The organism is Brevibacterium sp. 'Marine' (assembly GCF_012844365.1).
Taxonomy (GTDB): Bacteria; Actinomycetota; Actinomycetes; order Actinomycetales; family Brevibacteriaceae; genus Brevibacterium.
In genome coordinates, this window is sequence record NZ_CP051626.1 from 2,752,272 (window position 1) to 2,771,574 (window position 19,303).

17 protein-coding genes and 2 tRNA genes are annotated in these 19,303 nt (G+C 66.9%); 6 read left to right on the plus strand and 13 right to left on the minus strand.

All coding sequences use genetic code 11. From position 1 onward, the window contains the following. Window positions 1–13: 13 nt before the first annotated feature. A complete protein-coding gene (locus HF684_RS12380; RefSeq protein WP_169252711.1) occupies window positions 14–292 on the plus strand; it encodes a hypothetical protein in 279 nt (92 codons plus the stop codon). Window positions 293–392: 100 nt separating this feature from the next. Here HF684_RS12380 and HF684_RS12385 read toward each other — a convergent pair whose 3' ends face one another. The 3 genes from HF684_RS12385 to galT all read right to left on the minus strand — a co-directional run bounded on the left by HF684_RS12385 (window position 393) and on the right by galT (window position 3,848). Continuing rightward, a complete protein-coding gene (locus tag HF684_RS12385) occupies window positions 393–1,232 on the minus strand; it encodes an alpha/beta hydrolase (protein WP_169252712.1) in 840 nt (279 codons plus the stop codon). A 118-nt stretch (window positions 1,233–1,350) separates the two neighbouring features. Then, complete coding sequence (locus HF684_RS12390) at window positions 1,351–2,661, minus strand: galactokinase family protein (protein ID WP_169252713.1); 1,311 nt, start codon at window positions 2,659–2,661, stop codon at window positions 1,351–1,353. Beyond that, window positions 2,658–3,848, minus strand: coding sequence for a galactose-1-phosphate uridylyltransferase (galT, locus tag HF684_RS12395; protein ID WP_169252714.1), 1,191 nt, complete (start codon window positions 3,846–3,848; stop codon window positions 2,658–2,660). Before galT ends, HF684_RS12390 begins: the two co-directional genes overlap by 4 nt. A 120-nt stretch (window positions 3,849–3,968) precedes the next feature. Between galT and HF684_RS12400 the strand changes: the two genes are divergently transcribed. Continuing rightward, window positions 3,969–4,997 carry an aldose 1-epimerase family protein gene (locus HF684_RS12400; protein WP_169252715.1) on the plus strand — a complete coding sequence of 343 codons (1,029 nt, stop codon included), beginning with the start codon at window positions 3,969–3,971 and terminating at the stop codon, window positions 4,995–4,997. Window positions 4,998–5,215: 218 nt separating this feature from the next. Beyond that, window positions 5,216–5,938, plus strand: coding sequence for a DUF4282 domain-containing protein (locus HF684_RS12405; protein ID WP_169252716.1), 723 nt, complete (start codon window positions 5,216–5,218; stop codon window positions 5,936–5,938). 163 nt (window positions 5,939–6,101) lie between these two features. Here HF684_RS12405 and HF684_RS12410 read toward each other — a convergent pair. The 5 genes from HF684_RS12410 to HF684_RS12430 all read right to left on the minus strand — a co-directional run bounded on the left by HF684_RS12410 (window position 6,102) and on the right by HF684_RS12430 (window position 10,163). Beyond that, a tRNA-Glu gene (locus HF684_RS12410) sits at window positions 6,102–6,174 on the minus strand. Window positions 6,175–6,211: 37 nt separating this feature from the next. Next, window positions 6,212–6,283 (minus strand) — tRNA-Gln (locus tag HF684_RS12415). Window positions 6,284–6,487: 204 nt separating this feature from the next. Beyond that, window positions 6,488–7,816, minus strand: coding sequence for an alpha/beta fold hydrolase (locus tag HF684_RS12420; protein WP_169252717.1), 1,329 nt, complete (start codon window positions 7,814–7,816; stop codon window positions 6,488–6,490). Window positions 7,817–7,818: 2 nt separating this feature from the next. Continuing rightward, window positions 7,819–9,285, minus strand: a complete 1,467-nt coding sequence (gltX, locus tag HF684_RS12425; protein WP_169252718.1) for a glutamate--tRNA ligase — start codon at window positions 9,283–9,285, stop codon at window positions 7,819–7,821. A gap of 71 nt (window positions 9,286–9,356) precedes the next feature. Next, the gene (locus HF684_RS12430) at window positions 9,357–10,163 is read right to left on the minus strand and encodes a fumarylacetoacetate hydrolase family protein (RefSeq protein WP_169252719.1); all 807 of its coding nucleotides are present in this window, start codon (window positions 10,161–10,163) and stop codon (window positions 9,357–9,359) included. Between the two features lie 129 nt (window positions 10,164–10,292). Between HF684_RS12430 and hrpB the strand changes: the two genes are divergently transcribed. The 3 genes from hrpB to HF684_RS12445 all read left to right on the plus strand — a co-directional run bounded on the left by hrpB (window position 10,293) and on the right by HF684_RS12445 (window position 15,322). Beyond that, complete coding sequence (gene hrpB, locus HF684_RS12435) at window positions 10,293–13,085, plus strand: ATP-dependent helicase HrpB (protein WP_169252720.1); 2,793 nt, start codon at window positions 10,293–10,295, stop codon at window positions 13,083–13,085. A 61-nt stretch (window positions 13,086–13,146) separates the two neighbouring features. Further along, entirely contained in the window at window positions 13,147–14,151 is a 1,005-nt protein-coding gene (locus tag HF684_RS12440; RefSeq protein ID WP_248278924.1) for a 3-methyladenine DNA glycosylase, read from the plus strand. A 115-nt stretch (window positions 14,152–14,266) separates the two neighbouring features. After that, window positions 14,267–15,322, plus strand: coding sequence for an alcohol dehydrogenase catalytic domain-containing protein (locus tag HF684_RS12445; RefSeq protein WP_169252721.1), 1,056 nt, complete (start codon window positions 14,267–14,269; stop codon window positions 15,320–15,322). A 74-nt stretch (window positions 15,323–15,396) separates the two neighbouring features. Here HF684_RS12445 and HF684_RS12450 read toward each other — a convergent pair whose 3' ends face one another. The 5 genes from HF684_RS12450 to HF684_RS12470 form a co-directional block, all read right to left on the minus strand. After that, window positions 15,397–15,831 (minus strand): HIT domain-containing protein, encoded by a 435-nt coding sequence (locus HF684_RS12450; RefSeq protein WP_169252722.1) that lies wholly within the window; start codon window positions 15,829–15,831, stop codon window positions 15,397–15,399. 61 nt (window positions 15,832–15,892) lie between these two features. Beyond that, window positions 15,893–16,471, minus strand: coding sequence for a hypothetical protein (locus HF684_RS12455; RefSeq protein WP_169252723.1), 579 nt, complete (start codon window positions 16,469–16,471; stop codon window positions 15,893–15,895). 60 nt (window positions 16,472–16,531) lie between these two features. Next, window positions 16,532–17,317 (minus strand): FAD-dependent thymidylate synthase, encoded by a 786-nt coding sequence (thyX, locus tag HF684_RS12460; RefSeq protein WP_169252724.1) that lies wholly within the window; start codon window positions 17,315–17,317, stop codon window positions 16,532–16,534. 130 nt (window positions 17,318–17,447) lie between these two features. Beyond that, complete coding sequence (locus tag HF684_RS12465; protein WP_248278925.1) at window positions 17,448–18,236, minus strand: peptidase E; 789 nt, start codon at window positions 18,234–18,236, stop codon at window positions 17,448–17,450. Further along, window positions 18,215–19,294, minus strand: a complete 1,080-nt coding sequence (locus HF684_RS12470; protein ID WP_169252725.1) for a biotin/lipoate A/B protein ligase family protein — start codon at window positions 19,292–19,294, stop codon at window positions 18,215–18,217. Before HF684_RS12470 ends, HF684_RS12465 begins: the two co-directional genes overlap by 22 nt. Between the last annotated feature and the right edge of the window lie 9 nt (window positions 19,295–19,303).

A 19,303-nucleotide genomic window follows, 5' to 3' on the forward strand; every position in this document is an offset into this window, starting at 1 on the left:
GCCCGTGATTCCCATGAGCAATTCCAACGAACAGACCAAGACCGCAGGCGCCTTCGACGTCCGCAACTTCATCGGTGCGCTGTTGGCGATCTTCGGCATCATCCTCACGATCGCCGGAATCGTCGGCTTCACTCCCGACGAAGCCGAGCGCACCGGCGGGGTCGATGCGAACCTATGGACCGGGATCGGTCTCGTCATCGCCGCGGCCGTCTTCCTCATCTGGGCGCGGCTGCGTCCGCTCCGCATCGTCGAGACACCCGACGACGCCGCAGGCGCGCCTGGCACCGACTGACACCCGCCCTCGCATTCGGAGATCGGACCAGACTGACTCCGTCGCCGAGGCGGCCCAAGCCCGAGTCCAGGTGGTGCGGGCTCAGGGCGCAGGCAACGGATCAGAGCGCGGCCATCGCGCCGACGACCTCAGGGACGTCCGCGGCCGGAACGGCCCGCGAGGCATTCTCGAGGGTCAGCAGTCGGGCCCCGGGAATCTCCCGTGCGAGCGCCTCTCCATTGCCGACAGGAAAGAACGGATCGAGTCGACCGTGCACGACCAACGTCGGCACCCGCAGCTGCGGCAGTCGTTCTCGCCAGCGTGGCCGGCAGTCGAGGCGGGAGAACACCATTCCCAGCTGATCGGCCAAGTGAGACTCCGGGTCATCGCCTTGCGTCCGTCCCCAGATCCGGGCTGCGACGTCGCGGGCCTCCGCGGGGTCGTCGCCGAGAATCTTCGCACCTTCGACCATGAAGTCCGCCACCGAGTCGACGTCCGTCCAGTCCGGCTGCGGTCGGGCGAAGAGCGGGCCCATCGTGGCCTCATCATGATCCGGCAGATCGTCGTCGACGGGCCCGGGCGCTACCGGTCGGGTGCCGATGAGAGTGAGTGCCGAGAACGCATCCGGATGGTCGAGAGCCGCGACCTGCGCAACCATTCCGCTGATGCCGATTCCCGCCAGATGAGCGGGTCGGCCGTCGAAGGCCCGAGCGAGCTCGGCGGCATCGGCGGCGAGGTCCCGCAGAGTGTAGTCCGGTGATTCGAGGTCACCATGGCTCGAAGCTCCGGCATCGCGAAGGTCGCAGCGCACGACGTGGCGTCCCTGCGCAGCCAGCTGCACGCACAGGGCATCGGGCCAGGACAGCATCGTCGGAGCGCCGAGACAGAGAACCAGCGGCGCATCAGCCTCGCCGAACTCCTCGACGCCGAGGCTCACCCCATTGACGTCGCAGTTATCCATGCCGCTCCCCCGCCCCTCCGAGTCCATCCTCACCTGAGGTTCAAGCATGAACCGTGGAGGTTCGGGTGGTCAACGCCTGCCCGGACCACAACAGCCAGCGTCCCCGAAGGATCATCGCTCAGTCGAACCGAGCCGCGCCCCGCCCCGCGCTGACGGCGAAGATGTCCGGCGTCCGGTAGCCGTGTTCGGCGAATGCCGCGGTGACCGCGTCGCCGACTGCGTCGACCCGGTCCGCGTGGATGAGCGCGATCGCCGAACCGCCGAAGCCGCCGCCGATCATCCGCGCTCCGAGTGCCCCCGCTCCCATCGCGGCCGCCACCGCCACATCGAGTTCGACGCAGGAGACCTCGTAGTCGTGTGCCAGGGATTCGTGGGAGGCCACCAGCAGATCGCCGAGGGCACGGATGCGCGCGTCATGTTCGTCGCCGGTTGATCGCTCGTTGTCCTCGAGCAGTTCGACGGTGGCGCGGACCCGAGCGTTTTCGGCGATGACGTGTCGCACGCGCTTGCGCTGCTCCTCGGTCAGTTCGCTCAGGTCGACGTCGTCGGCGAGTTCCCGCAGGCTGTCGACGCCGACGATCGCGGCGGACTCCTCACAGGTCCTCCGCCGGGCGCCGTACCCGCTTTCGCTGTGCGAGTGCGAGACCTTCGAGTCGATGACGAGGAGTCGCAGCCCCTCGGCGTCGAGGTCGAAGGGAATCTGGCGAGCGCTGAGGTCACGGCAGTCGAGGAAGAGCGCATGCCCGGCCTCGGTCATGATCGACGCAGCTTGGTCGACGATTCCCGTCGGCGCACCGACGAAGTCGTTTTCGGCTCGCTGTGTCAGCAGGACCTTCTCTCGGTCGTCGAGGCCGAGGCCGAACACCTCGTCGAGGGCGATGAGCACCGCAACTTCGAGTGCGTGCGATGACGACAGTCCGGCACCGACGGGCACGGTGGATTCGATATAGAGGTCGACTCCGCCGACGATCGTGCCCGTGGTCTTCGCGATCTCGTCGACGACGCCCGCGGGGTGGCTCAGCCAGCCGGGCAGGGCACCCGGCGAAAGGTCAGCGGCCGCGAACTGGCCGGACAGACGCTGGCCGGTGTCATCGCGATGGTCGGAGACGATGCGGATGCTCTCCCCGCACCGAGGCGGCTCCACGGTTCCCGTGTCCTCTGCGTTGTGCTCGCCCCGGCGACCCGCCACGTCCACGTCTCGCCCGTCAGCGAAGTTGTCGGGTCGCCGGCCGATGGCGACGTACACGGCCCGATCGATGGCGATGGGCAGGACGAAGCCCAAGTTGTAGTCGGTGTGTTCGCCGATGACGTTCACCCGCCCGGGCGCACGGAAGGATCCGAGCGGCCGGTACCCGAACAGGGCCTCGAACTCCTCGGCGAGGTGCTCGGGGGTCGGCGCGGCCACCGTCGTCGACGTCTCGGCGTTCATCGACCGGCCTCCGCCTCGGCGAGGGAATCCGCGGGTCCGGCGAGGGGATCCGGGGTCACCGCACGCAGCCTGGCTGCGGTCTCCTCGGCGGAGACGTCGCCGACGAAGGCGCCCATCGCTGCCTCCGAACCGGCGAGGAACTTCAGCTTGTTCTCAGCCCTCCGCGGGCTCGTGATCTCGAGGCGGAGCCATTCGGCGCTGCGGTCGGCACTGTTGACCGGCGCCTGGTGCCAGGCCGCGATATACGGTGTGGGGCTCGGGTAGAGTCCGTCGATGCGTCGCAGCACCTCCGGATAGACGCGCGCCAGGTCGTCGCGTTCGGTGTCGTCGAGCTCGTCGACGCTTCCCACCTGGCGGTGCGGAACGAGGTGGACTTCGATCGGCCAGCGGGCCGCGAAGGGCACGAACGCGGAGAAGTGATCGGTCTCAAGAATCATCCGCTCCCCCGCCTCGCGTTCGAAGGCGAGCACATCGCCGAGCAGCGGTCGTCCGGTCCGGCGCAGGTGGTCATGCGCCCGGGCCGAGGTGATCGCGGTGTGCGGGGTGACATAGGGGTAAGCATAGATCTGTCCGTGCGGATGGTTCATCGTCACCCCGATCTCCTCCCCGCGGTTCTCGAACATGAAGACCTGTTCGATGCCCGGCAGGGCTGAGAGTTCTGCGGTCCGGTCGGCCCAGGCGTCGATGACGGTGCGGGCGCGTGCGGTGCCGAGTCCTGCGAAGGAGCCGGTGTGCTCCGCGGAGAAGACGACGACTTCGCAGCGGCCGTATCCCGGTCCCGACAGCGCAGAGGTCACGGTTTCGGCGGAGTCGGCGGCCGCCTCGGCGAAAGCGGTGTCGACCTCCTGATGGGACGGAACATCACCGAGGCCGGGGCCGAGGGAGGGGAAGCGATTCTCGAAGACGGCGACGTCGAATTCCGCGGCCGGGATCTCCGTCGGACGGTCCGGCGTCGACGGGCACAGCGGACATTCGGCGGCGGCGGGCAGGTGGGTGCGGGTCTGCCGGTGCGTGGCCACGGCGACCCATTCTCCGGTGAGGAGGTCGAAGCGCAGGGTGCCGCTGTCGGGTCGCGAATCCTTCGGCCGGGGGTCAGCGACGATCGTCGGTACATGTGAGTCGGGGTCCTGGAAGAACAGGATCTCACGACCATCGGACAGGTTCGCCTTTTGATGCGACGCCGGCATCAGACCTCCCAAAAGTTATCATTTTCGATCATAATGCTAACACCTGGCGGCTCGATTGGGCGCGGTCGGCGTACAATACCTGCAACCGCACCTCCCGCACTCGAGCCCCTTTGGAGACCCATGACCGCCACCATCGAACTCGCCTGTGGCGAGTCAACGGCGGTCATGTCCCCCATCGGCGCGAGCCTGGTTCGCTTCAGCGTCGGCGATCGGCCGATCGTGGTGCCGATGAATGCCTTCGACGGGGCCGTGCTCGCTCCCTGGCCGAATCGGATCGATGGGGGTCGTTACGACTTCGCCGGCGACAGCCACCGGCTGCCGATCACCGAGCCCGAGCGGGATACTGCTCTGCATGGCCTCGTCGCCGACGTCGAATGGTCCGTGGTCGAGCGCACCGAGTCGACGGTCAGTCTCGAATACTCGCTGGAGCCGACAGAGGGGTATCCCTTCGCGTTCGGCCTGCGGGTGGATGTCGAACTCGCCGAGGCGGAGCTGCGCATGCGCGCACGTGCCCGCAACACGGGGTCGGCTCCCGCGCCGTTCGGTTTCGGATTTCACCCGTGGCTCTCGCCCGGGGACGGTGAACTCGTCGACGAGGCTCAGCTCGTCATTCCCGCTGCCCACTGGTATGAGACCGATGAGCGGCTCATCCCCACCGCCGTGCGCCCCTTCGATGACGGCACCGCGGTTCCGGCCGATCATGCCTCCGGTGATTCCGCGTGCATGGTGTGCAAGGACTTCCGGGCGCTGCGCCTGATCGGCGGAACGATCCTCGATGATGCGTACGACTCACCTCGGCGCGGGGACGACGGGTGGTCTCGGGCACGACTGAAGGGTGCCGATCTGCGCGAGGTCGTCGTCGGGATGGGGCCGGGGTTCCGCACCTGGCAAGCGTGCACGGGCGACGGCCTGAATGAGGATCTGGCTCGTCGGGCGATTGCGATCGAGCCGATGACGTGCCCTCCGAATGCGTTCGCCGCCGGCGCGGCCGGCGAGGCCTTCGACGTCGTCGCCCCCGGTGACGAGCTTGCCGTCGAGTGGAGCATCGCTTTGACCAGGGTCGACGACGGGATTGCCGATTCGGGCTCGCCTATCTCAGGCAGCGGTTCGGCCGCTCCTGACGGTGCTTCTGCCGACTCCGACACCTAGCACCTCCCACCTCAGCCTCGACCTGCGGGCTACGGGCTACGGGCTACGGGCTACGAGCTACGAGCTACGAGCTACGGGCTGAGTCAACACTTCGTGCTTCCTTCCAAAATGACAGTCGCCCTGCCGCGGATCGGCGCATCCTGATAGGTTGCGATGACAGGCAGATATCAGGCGAGCGTGCCCTGCCCTGGGTGCGTTCCATTCTCGAGAGGGACACCATGTCGACACCACAGAACCCGAACGACCCGAACAGCAGCTCGGCTGAGCAGAACCTCGACGGCCAGAACCCCGGCGCGGGAGACCAGCCTGAGAACGCCCAGCCCGACCAGCCAGGCCAGGACGATCAGGCAGCGCAACAGGGTCAGAACGCACAGTTCCAGCCCGACCAGCCCACCTATCAGCAGGGCACCTACGATCCCAATGCCTATCAGGCACAGGGGCAGCAGTACCAGCAGGGCGGATATTCCCAGCCCGGTGCCTACCAGCAGGATCCCTATCAGCAGGGCGCCTACTCGCAGGGAGCGGCACAGCAGCAGGCCTACGGTCAGCCCGCGTACGGTCAGCCAGCGTATGGTCAGGCTCCGCAGTCGACACCCCAGCAGGCCGGGTTCTTCAAGTCGCTGTTCGACATCCGCTTCGACAACTTCATCGCGGTGAAGTGGGCGGGCTTCATCTACATCATCGCGATCGTGGTCGCGGTCCTGTCGTACCTCGGGACGATCATCGCCGGCATCACCACGGGAATCGCAGCAGGTACGGCCTCGGCATATATGACCGGCGGCCCGAGCTTCAGCATCTGGCCGCTGCTGATCGCCATCATCTTCGGCTGGATCATTCCGGCGCTGTGGGTCATCGGCGTCCGTCTCGTGCTCGAGCTCATCGTCTCCAACATCAAGACGGCCGAGCACACGAAGCGCATCGCCGACTCGGTCTCCCGCTGACTCGCTGCGCCCTGTATTTCTGGCGCAGGAGCGGCTTCAATGTGCAGAAGTGGTGATCTCAATCAGTGCATATGAATCTTGAACCCGCGGATGCTGACACGGTGCAGGAAAGCCCGTGAATTAGAGTGAGCCCCGCACCGAAATTCGATGCGGGGCTCAACCGTACCCCCGAGCAGATTCGAACTGCCGTTACCGCCTTGAGAGGGCGGCGTCCTAGGCCACTAGACGACGGGGGCCAGAACAACACTCCTGGACTGATCCAGACTGTGTCCGCTGGGCTACCAGGACTTGAACCTAGACTAAATGAACCAGAATCACTCGTGCTGCCAATTACACCATAGCCCAATGTTTTTCAAGGTCATCCCCGAGGAGATTTCCCTGAGCAACGAGATATAACTCTACACAAGCACCCCGCCTCCGGACAAATCTCAGAGGGTCATTTTCAGTGTGACCTTCTTAACACACCACGCTCATCGGGACCGGTCTGCCGACAGGCCCTGTAGTCCCGCGCGCGCAGGCTCGGTCTGCCTGCCCCGGCGGGCCCCGGCCTCACCCGCGGGCGAGGCCGATGAGCCGGTCGAGGACTCGGTACCCGTCGGCGCGCAGGCCGTTGTGTTCGTACTCGTTCGTCACCCACGGCTGCACCCCGGACAGGTGCTCGGCCGTGGCCAGCGAATACTCCACCGGCACGTAGGCGTCGTCGAAGTAGACTGCCGCAGCACCGCGCACCGAGGCGGCCCGCAGAGCGTCGACATCGTAGAGACGAGGCCACTGACGTGCAGCGACGAGCTCGGCCACCTCGGCGAAGGGGGCGAGTTCCGGGTCTTCGTGCAGCGACTCCGGCCCGGCGTGTTCGCCGGCCAGCAGCGTCGGATCCTCACGGACGGCATCGGGCATCGCCCGCCTGGCCGCCCAGTTCGTCACCGTGCCGTCGGCCCAGCAGGACTCATGGATGACAGCGTAGAGCGGATTGCGCCCCGAGAACGGCAGAGACGCGGCGAGGTCGTGCCGGAACGCTGCCGAAGAGAAATCGAGGTCGAGCAGATAGTGCAGCTTCTCCGGACCATCGGAGGCACCGAGGAAGTGCCCGAGCAGACGGATCCGCTCCGGAGTCGCACGCGCACCCCCGGGCAGGGCGAGCCCGTCCCCGACGGACGCGAGCTCGACGAGACTGCGCATCTTCTCACGGTCACCGGGGAACGCCGCATAGTGCTGCTCGGACTTGCGGATCATGCCCTCCCACGTCCGTCCGTAGACGGTCGCCGGATCGAGGCCGATCGCCGGCAGACCGCCGGTGAAGTACACCTCGTGAAGGGCACTCGAATGCGCGGAGATATAGCGCAGAGTCGTGAAGCCGCCGAAGGACTGCCCCAGCAGGGACCAGGTATCCGCCCCGAGGTGGCCGCGCAGGATCTCCGCGTCTTCGACGATCGAATCGGCGCGGAAGAACGACAGCGCCTCGGCGATCGCGGCCGGGTCCTCCCCCACCGTGTCCAGTCCGGTGATGGCCCCATCAACCGAGCCGATCGGATTCGATCGTCCGGTTCCGCGCTGGTCGAGCATGACGACCTGGAACTCCTCGAGGGCACGCTTCACCCAACCGCTGGCTCCGCCGGCGATGCCCGGGCGCGGGGCTTCCACGCCGGGCCCGCCCTGCAGGTACACGAGGTAGGGTTTCCGGCTGTCCGCCTCGGTGGCGATGATCCGGGCGAACACGTCGATCGTGTCCGGCAGATTCACCGTCCCCGAGGCGGCCGGCACAGCGTTCTCCCCCGCCGAGGCGGCGTCCCCGGCCCGTCCGAAATGGTCGAAGGGCACGGTGACCGTCACGTCACGGAAGTGCAGTCCCCCACGGGTCCAGTTCTTCTGCTCGACCATGGTCACAGCTGCGCCGCGAGTGCCTTGAGGCGCGTCAGCGAGGAGTCCTTGCCGAGGATCTCCATCGACTCGAACAGCGGCGGGGAGACCTTGCGTCCGGACACGGCCACCCGCAGGGGTCCGTAGGCCAGGCGCGGTTTGATCTCCATCTCGTCGACGAGCTTGACTGAGAGCACCTCTTCGAGCTTCGCCGTCGTCCACTCGTCGAGTCCTTCGAGGACCTCGATGGAGGCGGCGAGCACCTCGGGGGCGGAGTCCTTGAGCGTCTTCAGTCCGTCTTCGGCCATGGTCAGGTCGGTGTCCGAGGTGAAGAGGAACGCGAGCAGATCGGGAGCTTCGCCGAGCAGCTTCATGCGGGTCTGCACGAGCGGTGCCGCCTCGTCGAGGACCTGCAGCTGAGCATCCGTCGGGGACTCCGGGAGCACCTCGGCGGCCTGGAGGTAGGGCACCAGACGGTCACGGAAGTCACCCGGCTCGAGGAGGCGGATGTGGTCGGCGTTGATGGCGGTGGCCTTCTTCACGTCGAAGCGGGCCGGGTTGGGCAGGACATCGTGGATGTCGAAAGCCTCGGTGAATTCCTTGACGCTGAACACGTCGCGGTCGGGTCCGATGGACCAGCCGAGCAGCGCGAGGTAGTTGATGAGCCCCTCGGGGATGAATCCGTTCTCGCGGTGGAGGAACAGGTTCGATTCGGGGTCCCGCTTCGACAGCTTCTTGTTGCCCTCGCCCATGACGTAGGGCAGGTGGCCGAATTCGGGGGTCGCCTCGGCGATGCCGATGGCCTTGAGGTGTTCGTAGAGAGCGATCTGACGCGGGGTCGAGGACAGGATGTCTTCGCCGCGGAGCACGTGGGTGATGCCCATGAGCGCGTCGTCGACGGGGTTGACCAGGGTGTACAGGGGCTGGCCGTTCGCGCGGACGACGACGAAGTCGGGCACGGTTCCGGCCTTGAAGGTGATGTCTCCGCGCACGAGGTCGGTGAAGGTGATGTCCTCATCGGGCATGCGCACGCGCCACACGGGTTCGCGCCCCTCGGCGCGGAAGGCGGCCTTCTGCTCGTCGGTGAGGTCGCGGTCGTAGCCGTCGTAGCCGAGCTTCGGGTCACGGCCTGCCGCCTTGTGACGGGCTTCGACTTCTTCGTTCGTCGAATACGACTCGTAGATATGGCCGCCGGCCTTGAGCTTCTCGATGACCTCGGCGTAGATCTCGCCGCGCTGCGACTGGCGGTAGGGTCCGTTGACGCCGCCGACCTCGATGCCTTCGTCCCAGTCCAGGCCCAGCCATTTGAGGGCCTCGACGACCTGTCCGAAGCTCTCTTCGGAGTCACGTGCCGCGTCGGTGTCTTCGATGCGGAAGACGAACTTGCCGCCGGTGTGCTTGGCGTAGGCCCAGTTGAATAGGGCTGTGCGGACCATGCCGACGTGCGGGGTGCCGGTGGGTGATGGGCAGAAACGAACTGTGACGCTCACGATTGTCCTTTGCGTGATCTTCTCGGGTGTGAGTCTGTGGTGTGCGCGGTGGCGCTGCTGGTGTGGTGCTCTCAGGCGTCCATGACCGGGTTCGACAGGACACCGAGCCCGTCGATGGCGATGTCGACGCGGTTGCCGGACACGATCTGGCCGACGCCAGCCGGGGTTCCGGTGAGGATGACATCGCCGGGCAGCAGGGTGATCGTCTCGGACAGGTGCTCGATGAGGGTCGGGATATCGAAGATGAAGTCGGCGGTGGTCCCGTCCTGCTTGATGTCTCCGTCGACCCAGGAGCGGATATTCAGGTCGTCGACGTCGAGTTCGGTTTCGATCCACGGGCCCAGCGGGCAGGAGGTGTCGAAGCCCTTCGCCCGTGACCACTGCTTGTCGGCCTTCTGGATGTCGCGCAGGGTGACATCGTTTCCGGCGGTATAGCCGAGGACGTGGTCGTTGGCGTTCTCGGCCTTCACACCTTTGGCCACCCGGCCGATGATGACGGCGAGTTCGGCCTCATAACTCACGTATTCGCTGATGGCGGGCAGGCGGATGGGGTCGCCGGGGCCGATGACGGCGGTGTTGGGTTTGAAGAAGGTCAGGGGGGACACCGGCACTTCATTGCCGAGCTCGGCGGCATGGTCGGCGAAGTTGCGGCCGACGCCGATGACCTTCGAACGCGGCAGGATGGGGCTGACCAGACGCACATCCTCGATCTTCAGCCTCTCCCCTGTCGATTGGGCCGGAGAGAAGAATGGGTCGGAGTCGAGAACGGCGAGTTCGAGACCCGACGTGTCCCAGCTGCCGTCGGTGATCGGCGGGACTTCACCTTCGACGACTCCGTATTTGGGCTCGTCCTGATGGACAAATCTGGCGATACGCATGTGCCCCAGTCTAGTCAGTGCCTGGTGCCTTCCGCGCGTCGGTGCACCTCGAACCGTGATCGGGTCCCCGCAGATCCTCAGGCGGCGTCCCATGTGCGGGCCTGACCGCCCTGCTGAGAGACTGGTGTCATGCCCGATCCGCACGTCCCGCACACCTTCGATCTCGCCCGCATCGGGGCCGGATTGCCCGCCGCCGCGCTCATCGAAGAGCTGAGCCTCGCCGAGGCGGCCCCCTTCCCGCGAGTGGTCGTGGAGGCTCCTCCCGGAACCGGTAAGACCACCGTGGTGCCGCCGATGATCGCCGAGCACGTGGCCCGGTTCTCCGGAGGTTCGGCTGGTGCCGAACTCCCGGGCCGCATCATCGTCACCCAACCGCGGCGGATGGCTGCCCGCGCCGCGGCCAGGCGGCTCGCATCGTTGACGGGGACCCGCCTCGGCGAGGTGGTGGGTTTCACCGTCCGCGGTGAGTCGCGGACGACGACCGCGACGCGCATCGAATTCGTCACCACGGGTGTGCTCCTGTCACGGCTGCTGCGCGATCCGGAACTGACCGGCGTCGCGGCAGTCATCCTCGATGAGGTGCACGAGCGGCAGTTGGATACGGATCTCGCGTTCGCGATGTGCCGGGAGTTGGCAGATCTGCGTGAGGACCTCGCTGTGGTCATCATGTCTGCGACCTTGGATGCGCGACTGTGGGCCGCGCGCCTCGGGGACGGGCCGCAGGCACCGGCGACTCTGCTGTCGGTGGCCGCCGAGACTCATCCCTTGGAGGTCCGGTGGGCACCGGCGAAGGAACGGTCGCTCGATGCGCGAGGTGTGACCTGGGATTTCCTTGATCATCTGGCGGCGGTGACGGTGCGCGCGCTCGAGGAGAACGTCGCCGGGGACGTGCTCGTCTTCGCTCCAGGGGCACGTGAGGTCGACGAGGTGGCCTCCCGGGTGCGGCGTCGTGTGGGCTCGAGCACAGGTGCCGAGGCGGGCACAGGTCTGGAGGCGAGCGCAGGTGGTGGTTCGGATTCTGCTGCGATCGAGGTGCACACTCTCACGGGCCGAACGCCTGCGAAGGAGCAGGATGCGATCCTGCGCCCGGTCGATCCGGGCTCGACCGGCGTGGGGCGGAACCGGCGGGTCATCGTCTCGACGTCGGTGGCCGAATCGGCGCTGACGATCGACGGAGTGCGCATCGTCGTCGATTCCGGGCTCTCCCGGGGGCCGCGCTTGGATACGCGGCGGCGCATGTCGGGGCTGGTGACGATGCGCGAGTCGAAGGCTTCGGGCACGCAGCGTTCCGGCCGTGCCGCTCGGCAGGGACCGGGCGTCGCGTATCGCTGCATGTCAGAGTCCGGTTGGGCGAGCCTGCCCGAGCACACTCCACCCGAAATCGCGACCTCCGATCTCACCTCCGCGGTGTTGGCCCTAGCCACGTGGGGCGGCGACGAGGCCCTCCTGCCCGATCCGCTGCCGGCCGGCCCCAAGCGGCAGGCGGTCGACAATCTTGTGGCTTTGGGGGCCGTGGAGGTGGCCACAGATGCTTCGGAAATTGAAGTCTCGGATCTCCGCGTCACCGAGACCGGGCGGGTGATCGCGGCGATTCCCGCCTCGGTGTGGGCGGCACGCGGCCTCCTCGACGGGGCAGCGCTGCTCGACCCCGTTCGTGCGGCCGAGGCGATCGCCGTCATCGAATCCGATCAGCGGGCTCCCGGCGCCGATCTCTCCGCTCTGATGCGTCAACTGCGGCGCAGCAGAGATGCCCGATTCGCTCAGGACCGCAGACGGTTCGCGTCGATCGCCCGCGAATTCGCCTCGGACGGCGATGGCGGAGGCTCGGGAGACTGCGGCGGCAATTCCGCCACATCTTTGACACCCGAGGATCTCGGACTCGTCACGGCACTGTCGTATCCCCTGCAGATCGCACGGCTGCGCAGTGCTTCGGACTCCGACTATCTGCTGGCTTCGGGCACTGCGGCGAGCCTGCCGCGTGACTCCTCTCTGCAGGGCAGTCGGTGGCTGGCCATCGCCGAGGTGGGTCTGGCCGGTTCGCGTGCGATCATCCGATCTGCCGTGCCCATCGACGTCGATACCGCGGAACTCGCCGGTGCCGGGCTGCTGCACACGGAGGAGTCGGCGACGTTCGAGTCCGGGAAGGTCCGCGCGGTTCGGCGCAGCCGCCTCGGCGGGATCGAACTGACGTCCACCCCGATCCAGGCCGGGCCCGAGCTCGCACGCCGCGCCATCGCCGCATCAGTGCGTGAACGAGGTGCCCGCGAGGTTCTGCTGCCGTCCGAGGCATTCGAGAACCTGCGGGCCAGGCTCGGTCTGCTCCGCGCGGTCGTCGGGGAGCCCTGGCCGGAGGTGACGTGGGAGCACCTGTCCGCCACGCTCGATCAGTGGTGCCCGGATGTGCTCGACCGCATCGCGAAGGGCTCCGACCCTGCCCGGGTCGATCTTGTCTCCGCCCTGCGCGGCCTGCTGCCGTGGCCCGAAGCGGCCCGGCTCGACGAGTTGGCCCCGACCCACATCACAGTGCCCAGCGGATCCGCGATCCGCCTCGAGTACTCAGACCCCGATCTCATCGAGCCGCAGGCCGCGTCCGGAGCGGACGACGACTCCCGAGCCGACGATGAGTCTCCGACCTCACCCCAGCGCGCCGAGATCCCGAGCCCGATCCTCGCGGTCAAACTCCAGGAATGCTTCGGCTGGACCGAAGTGCCGCGCATCTGCGACGGAAGGGTGCCGGTCACCATGTATCTGCTCTCCCCGGCGCGCAGGCCCTTGGCCGTGACGACCGACCTCGCATCGTTCTGGGCGAACGCGTATGCCCATGTCAGAGCCGAGAACCGGGGTCGCTACCCGAAGCACCCGTGGCCGGAGGACCCGTTCAACGCTCCAGCGGCGAAGGGCACAAAGCGCTCGGGCCGCTGACCGACTCATCGCCGGGCCCGGCGCGCATGCGGGCCCGGCCGTCGTCTGGGACAATGGTGCGGTGACTTCCGCGCCATCGACCACGACTGCCGACCCGATCGCTGCGGCGACCGCCTCGTCGGCGGTGGCCCCGATCGCTGCGGCGAACAAGCGCACCGACGAACCGGCCGGCCGCCTCGGTGACGGTGTCATTGCCGCCTCTCACTGGCGCGGGCTGCGTGATGAGCACGAAGATCGGATCGCCGAACGCACGGATGCCCATATCGAACGGCGGATGCGGCAGGAGTCCCATCCGGTCGAGGATTTCCTCTTCACCTACTACCCGTTCAAGGTCGGGCAGCTGAAGAAATGGCATCCCGGGCCGGGGGTGCGCGTCGAACTCGCCGAGGCGGCCGATCACCGATATTTCGACCGGCGTTGGTACCTCATCGACGAGGACCGGAATCTCGCCGAGGTGGACCTCGAGTCCTGGCGGACCGATCGTGGGGACGGGGCGAAGTTCATCGCCTCCCTGCTGTCGTCGACGCTGAATCGGGAGGCGAATTTCGGGTGTTTCGGCATTCACGAGTGGGCGATGGTCTACCGACTCACCGAGGAGCAGCGCCGTCATCAGCAGGTGCCGCTGCGTCTGAGCCCCGCCGAGACCGATGCCGTGGTCGAAGGCCACCGCATCCAGTGCTCGCATCATGATGCGTTCCGCTTCTTCACCGCACCGGCCCGGCCGCTCAACACCCTGCAGCCGAGCCGTGAGGGCATGGTCGGCAACGAGCAGCCCGGGTGTCTGCATGCGGGGATGGATCTGTACAAGTGGGCGATGAAGATCTCACCGGTCGCCGATTCGGACCTCGTCGTCGACTGCTTCGATCTGGCCCTCGATATCCGCACTCTGGACATGGAGGCCTCTCCCTATGACCTGCGCGGATGGGGCTACGGGGTCGTCGCCGTCGAGACCGCGGCGGGCAAGGCCGAGTACATGGAGCGGCAACGCGCGTTTTCGGCCAGGGCGCAGGCGCTGCGGGCTCGACTGCTCGATGCTTTGGCAGTCGCCGGAGTTCATCCGCGCTGAGAAGTCGGCGGCTGCCGGAAGCCATCAGCGCTGAGTCGGAGGCGCCTCGTCACTCCGCCCGCCACAGAGCGGACAGGCTCGGCCTGCGCAGGGCACGCGGCCTACGATCGGCGTTATGCGCGCCATCGTCTTCGATCAGTTCTCCGTCCGCCCTCGGCTGCAGGAGATTCCCGCTCCCACTGCCCCCGATGCCGGCGTCGTCATCGACGTCGAAGCCACCGGGGTGTGCCGCAGCGATCATCACGCGTGGTCCGGCCACGATTCGACGATCACTCTCCCCCACGTACCCGGGCATGAACTGGTGGGTCGGGTCGCCTCGGCGGGGGTCGGTGTGGAGCAGTTCCGCCCCGGCCAGCGGGTGACCGTTCCTTTTGTGTGCGGGTGCGGGAGCTGCCGGTGGTGCATTTCGGGCAATGCGCAGGTGTGCCCCGATCAGACGCAGCCGGGATTCACGCATTTCGGGTCGTGGGCGGAGCGGGTCGTCATCCACAATGCCGATGCGAACCTCGTGGCCGTGCCCGAGGATCTGCCTGCCGCGGCCGTCGTCGGTCTCGGGTGCCGATTCGCCACGGCCTTCCACGGTCTGCGCGTACGGGCTCGGCTTGCCGCGGACGAGACGGTCGCCGTGTTCGGCTGCGGCGGGGTGGGACTGTCTGCGATCATGATCGCCCGTGCCCTCGGTGCGACGGTCGTGGCCGTCGACGTCAGCGATGCGGCCTTGGAGTCCGCCCGTGAGTTCGGTGCCGCGCGGACCGTCAACGCTCGCGATCTCAGTCCCGAGGAGCTGAGCGCCGAGGTGGTCGCGCAGTTCGCGTCGACCGATCCTGACGGGGTGGCCGTGACCGTCGATGCGCTGGGCCGGGAGGACACGATCCGGGCGGCGATCGGAGCTCTGGCACCCTTGGGCCGGCACGTGCAGATCGGTCTGCTGCCCGACCAACCGGTCGTCGACCTGCCGCGGGTGATCGCGCTCGAACTCAGCGTGCTCGGCTCGCACGGAATGGCCGCGGCCGAGTACCCGGAGCTCGTCGACCTCGTCGTGCAGGGACGGCTGCGCCCGCAGGATCTCGTCACCACTGTCATCGGACTCGACGAGGCACCGGCGGCGATGGAGGCCATGGGCTCCCCCGCCGCTGCGGCGGGGATGACGATCATCGACCTGGCGCGGTGAGAACGGCCGGGGACTCGGACACTGTGCGTCGCCTCGGCGAGGTCGAGCACAACGCCGGCGATCACGGCAATGACTCACTCCGCGTCGAGCGACTCCCGCATGCTCGCGGCCAGGGAGCCGATGAGCTCTTGATCCCCGCGGACGCCGGGTTCGAACGGTAGCCGCAGGCGGTCCTTGCCCTTGTCCCGGTAGCGCGGAATCACATGCATGTGGAAGTGGAAGACCGACTGCCAGGCATCGGCACCGCAGCAGTTGAGGAGATTGACGCCGTCCGCATCCCACGCCGAATAGGCGTGCTTGGCGATGCGCTGAGACTCGAGCGCCACCGCCGCCAGGTCGTCTGCCGGGATGTCCCGCAGATCAGTGCTGTGCCGTTTCGGCACGACGAGCAGATGCCCGTCCGACCCTGGCTGGATGTCCATGAACGCCAACGTCGCTGCGGTCTCGGCGATCGGCGCACTCGGCGCGTCACCTGCGACGATCTGACAGAAGATGCAGTCGCTGCTCATCGCTTCCGGTTCCTCCCCCGCGGTGAGTTGATTGGGCCGTATCAGGCAGTGCCGATCCCCGTCAGACCATGATGGCGAGGACGACGTTCGTGTCCTGGCCCTCCCACCGACCGAGTAGCAGACCGGCGTCGGACTTCTCCGCCGGCGATTCGGGCGACAGGCGGTAGAGGATCTCGACGTCGCCGGCACCCGGCAGCGGTCCGGTGCCGAAGGCGTGGGCCACATCGGTGATCTCCTCTCCCCGATTGCCCTCAGCGTCGACGCGGTACTGCTTCGCCGCGGTCGATGCGGTGGCGATGGTGTGGTCGAGGCGCTGCCGGAACAGCGGGTCGCCCATGCCGGCGTAGACCCACCGCTTGCCGAGCACCGAATGCTCCATGTTCGCCACGAATGCTTCGTCGGCGCCGTCGAGCGGTGCCCCACGGTAGGTCAGCGGCACCTGCAGCAGCTGATCGCCGCTGCGCACGATGTGCACCTCGATGCCCACCTCTCCGATGGGGTCGTCGAAACGGTACGCCGTGACGGCCTCGAGCGGATTCGCCTCGAGATCGAGCTCAGCGGCCCAATCCTGCTCGGCCACCCAGTCGCTGACGACGTCGAGCTTGCCGGGGTTGAGCTGAGCTGCGTAGATATCTGCCATGGCATGTCCTCCTGGAATCTGTCTGACGTCGGCGTCAGGTGCGGCTGGTGGTGGCGAGCCTCAGGCCTTGCGGGTGCCGGGGATCCATTCTCCGTCGACGACTTCGTAGTCGGCGAAGACCGCCGGAGCCTCCTCGCGCATGACTTCACCGATCTTGTTGAAGATGAGGCGGATCTCCTCTTCGGCGCCCTTCGCAGTTCGCATCTCGATGACGTGGCGCAGAGAACGCAGGTTCGCGGTGTAGACGATGCCGGTAGCCAGTCCCTCGGGGGCGAAGCGGCGCATGAACGAGGTCATGTGCTTCTTGTGCGAGAACTTCGTACCCTCCTCGTCGAGCTCGAAGTGCTCGGCCATCCACTTCTGGTGCTCCTCGAGGGTGTCGAGGACCTGGAGGCTGCGTTCCATGAGTTCGGGGTCTTCGCGTGCCCACTCGGGGAACCAGAACGGGATGTCGGTGAGGCGGACGTAACGCAGCGATTCCTGCGAGAACGCCGACCCCGCGCGGTGGCGGATGAGCTCGTGGGTGAGCACGCGCGAGACGTTGTGGAGGACGAAGGTGAAGTTCGCGTGTTCGAGAACGGATCCGTGCTGGGACTTCACGACATTGCCGAGGTACTGCGCGGAATCGGTGCGCACGCGAGAGACGTTCGGGTTGAGGCCCGGCTCCCACGAGCGGTAGCACATGCGTCCGGAGAACTCGAGGAGATCCTCGGCGTCGGGAGATTCCGCATCCTCGACGCGATCGGCCCAGGAAGTTCCGCCCACCTCATCGAGGTAAGTCCTCATCGCTTCCCAATCGATATCGGGCTTGGCGAGCAGTTCAACGGACGGTTCGACCTGGCGCATGGCTCTCCTTGTGCAGGGGACGTGATTGGTTCCCAATCCTACAGACCACCGCCGCTGATTCCGCACCCGTCCGTCCCGAAACTCTTCTCGATTCGTCAGTCAGTGGTGGCAGCCCGGGAGCTCTCGCCGTTCATTCCTCGGCGGCCCGCGGCCGTGCGTATTCGTTCAAGGCCCGGAGTCGGCCGTGTTCGTCGACCGAATACGCGGCTGCGCCGTCGGATTCCACCATCACCGAGGTGGCTCTGCCGTCAACGTAGACGACCGCGGCATGGTCGTCGATGGCGGTTCCCGGGCCCGGCAGGATGCCGTCGGCGATCCATTTCCGGAAGGAGGCTTCCCGGCCGGGTTCGCCGTGGAGATGCGGGCAGGCACTCCCCTGCAGAAATCCGAGCCCATCGTCCAGCGGGGCCAGCGGACCGAACGAGTCCGTCGAGGATGCCTCGAACCAGCAGTTCGCTCCGGCGCTGATGCCGGCGAGGATCGTGCCGCCGGCAGCCGCTTCTCTCATCCGTTGGTCGACGCCGTGCCGCCGCCAGAGGCTGAGCAGGTTCGCCGTCGAGCCGCCGCCGACGTAGATGAGGTCCATGTCGAGCAGCATCGCCGGATCTTGGTAGTCCCACGGAGCCTGCCCGAACAGGGAGAGGACATGGGTCTGGGCTCGTCCTCCGAAAGCCGCTTCGAACCTGTCGATGTAATCGCGGCTGTCGCCGGATGCCGTCGGGACGAAGCAGACATTTGGGAGATCGGATGCGGTGCTTCGCCGACTCGCCATCTGCAGAAGTTCGTCATCAATGGCCGATTCCCCGGTCTCGGACATCGAGAACCCACCGCCGCCGAGGGCGACGATCGTGCCGCGGAACGGTTCGACCGCCGCGGCGATCGGGCCGGGGCCCGCCGTCACGGCACCCGGTGCGTCCACTTCTCGGTCCCGAACTTCTCATCGACGAGTTCCTGGGCCCGCTTGAGCTCCTCCTCGGTGTAGGTACCGTAGGTGGCCCCATAGCGGGTGGCGAAGGTGTCGGCCATGACATCGATGATGTCCTTGCGTGCCTCACCGGTCTGACTCCGCAGCGGATCGACGCGCTTCTTCGCACTCGCCACTCCCTTGTCGGAGATCTTCGCTTCGCCGATGCGCAGCACCTCGACCATTTTGTCCGCATCGATGTCATAGCTCATCGTCGCGTGGTGGAGCAGTGTGCCGTCGCGATTGCGCTTCTGTGCGGCACCGCCGATCTTGCCTCCGGTCGAGGAGATGTCGTTGATCGGCTTGTAGAACGCCTCCACTCCGAGAGTCTTCAGCGCCGCGAGCACCCACTGGTCGAGGAACACATACGACTCCTCGTAGTCGAGACCGGCGACGAGGGCAGGCGGGACGAACATCGAATAGGTGATGCAGTTGCCGCCTTCCATGAACATTGCTCCGCCCCCGGAGATCCGGCGGACGACCTGCACGTCGTGCCTGTCCACACCTTCGGGGCGCAGTTCGTTGACGTAGGACTGGAAGGCCCCGATGACGGTGGCTGTGTCCTCCCATTCCCAGAACCGCAGGGTCGGCTGCCGACGACCTGCCGCGACTTCTTCGAGCAGCACCTGGTCGAGCGCCACATTGAGCTGAGTGGGCAGCACCTCTCCGCGGATGACCTGCCAGTCGAAGTCGGTGAAGTTCGCGGCCGAGCCGAGGGCGCGACGGACGACCGTGGCGATATCGGCGGTGGAGAAGCCGTGCATCGCCAGATCCGCTCCGTATCCGGCCAGAGCCTCGTCGAGGCGGCCGCGCAGCGCCGCATTGTCGGCGGTGACGCTGGCGCCGACGAGGGCCGGGGCAAGGTCGAAATAGGCTTCCTCGGGTTCGAGGAAGAAGTCACCGGAGATCTTCACCTCGGTGATGGTCTTACCGTCGGTGGTGACATCGGCGACGACGAGTTTGCCGCCGATGACCTTGTATTCGCCGTGGAAGTGCTGCGTCTCGTTCGTCATATCTGCCAA

Excerpts from the sequence above, each read along its gene's own strand:
- HF684_RS12380 (WP_169252711.1), top strand. The coding sequence starts at position 14 with ATGAGCAATTCCAACGAACAGACCAAGACCGCAGGCGCCTTCGACGTC.
- HF684_RS12385 (WP_169252712.1), bottom strand. The coding sequence starts at position 1,232 with ATGGATAACTGCGACGTCAATGGGGTGAGCCTCGGCGTCGAGGAGTTC.
- HF684_RS12390 (WP_169252713.1), bottom strand. The coding sequence starts at position 2,661 with ATGAACGCCGAGACGTCGACGACGGTGGCCGCGCCGACCCCCGAGCAC.
- galT (WP_169252714.1), bottom strand. The coding sequence starts at position 3,848 with ATGCCGGCGTCGCATCAAAAGGCGAACCTGTCCGATGGTCGTGAGATC.
- HF684_RS12400 (WP_169252715.1), top strand. The coding sequence starts at position 3,969 with ATGACCGCCACCATCGAACTCGCCTGTGGCGAGTCAACGGCGGTCATG.
- HF684_RS12405 (WP_169252716.1), top strand. The coding sequence starts at position 5,216 with ATGTCGACACCACAGAACCCGAACGACCCGAACAGCAGCTCGGCTGAG.
- HF684_RS12420 (WP_169252717.1), bottom strand. The coding sequence starts at position 7,816 with ATGGTCGAGCAGAAGAACTGGACCCGTGGGGGACTGCACTTCCGTGAC.
- HF684_RS12430 (WP_169252719.1), bottom strand. The coding sequence starts at position 10,163 with ATGCGTATCGCCAGATTTGTCCATCAGGACGAGCCCAAATACGGAGTC.
- hrpB (WP_169252720.1), top strand. The coding sequence starts at position 10,293 with ATGCCCGATCCGCACGTCCCGCACACCTTCGATCTCGCCCGCATCGGG.
- HF684_RS12445 (WP_169252721.1), top strand. The coding sequence starts at position 14,267 with ATGCGCGCCATCGTCTTCGATCAGTTCTCCGTCCGCCCTCGGCTGCAG.
- HF684_RS12450 (WP_169252722.1), bottom strand. The coding sequence starts at position 15,831 with ATGAGCAGCGACTGCATCTTCTGTCAGATCGTCGCAGGTGACGCGCCG.
- HF684_RS12455 (WP_169252723.1), bottom strand. The coding sequence starts at position 16,471 with ATGGCAGATATCTACGCAGCTCAGCTCAACCCCGGCAAGCTCGACGTC.
- thyX (WP_169252724.1), bottom strand. The coding sequence starts at position 17,317 with ATGCGCCAGGTCGAACCGTCCGTTGAACTGCTCGCCAAGCCCGATATC.
- HF684_RS12470 (WP_169252725.1), bottom strand. The coding sequence starts at position 19,294 with ATGACGAACGAGACGCAGCACTTCCACGGCGAATACAAGGTCATCGGC.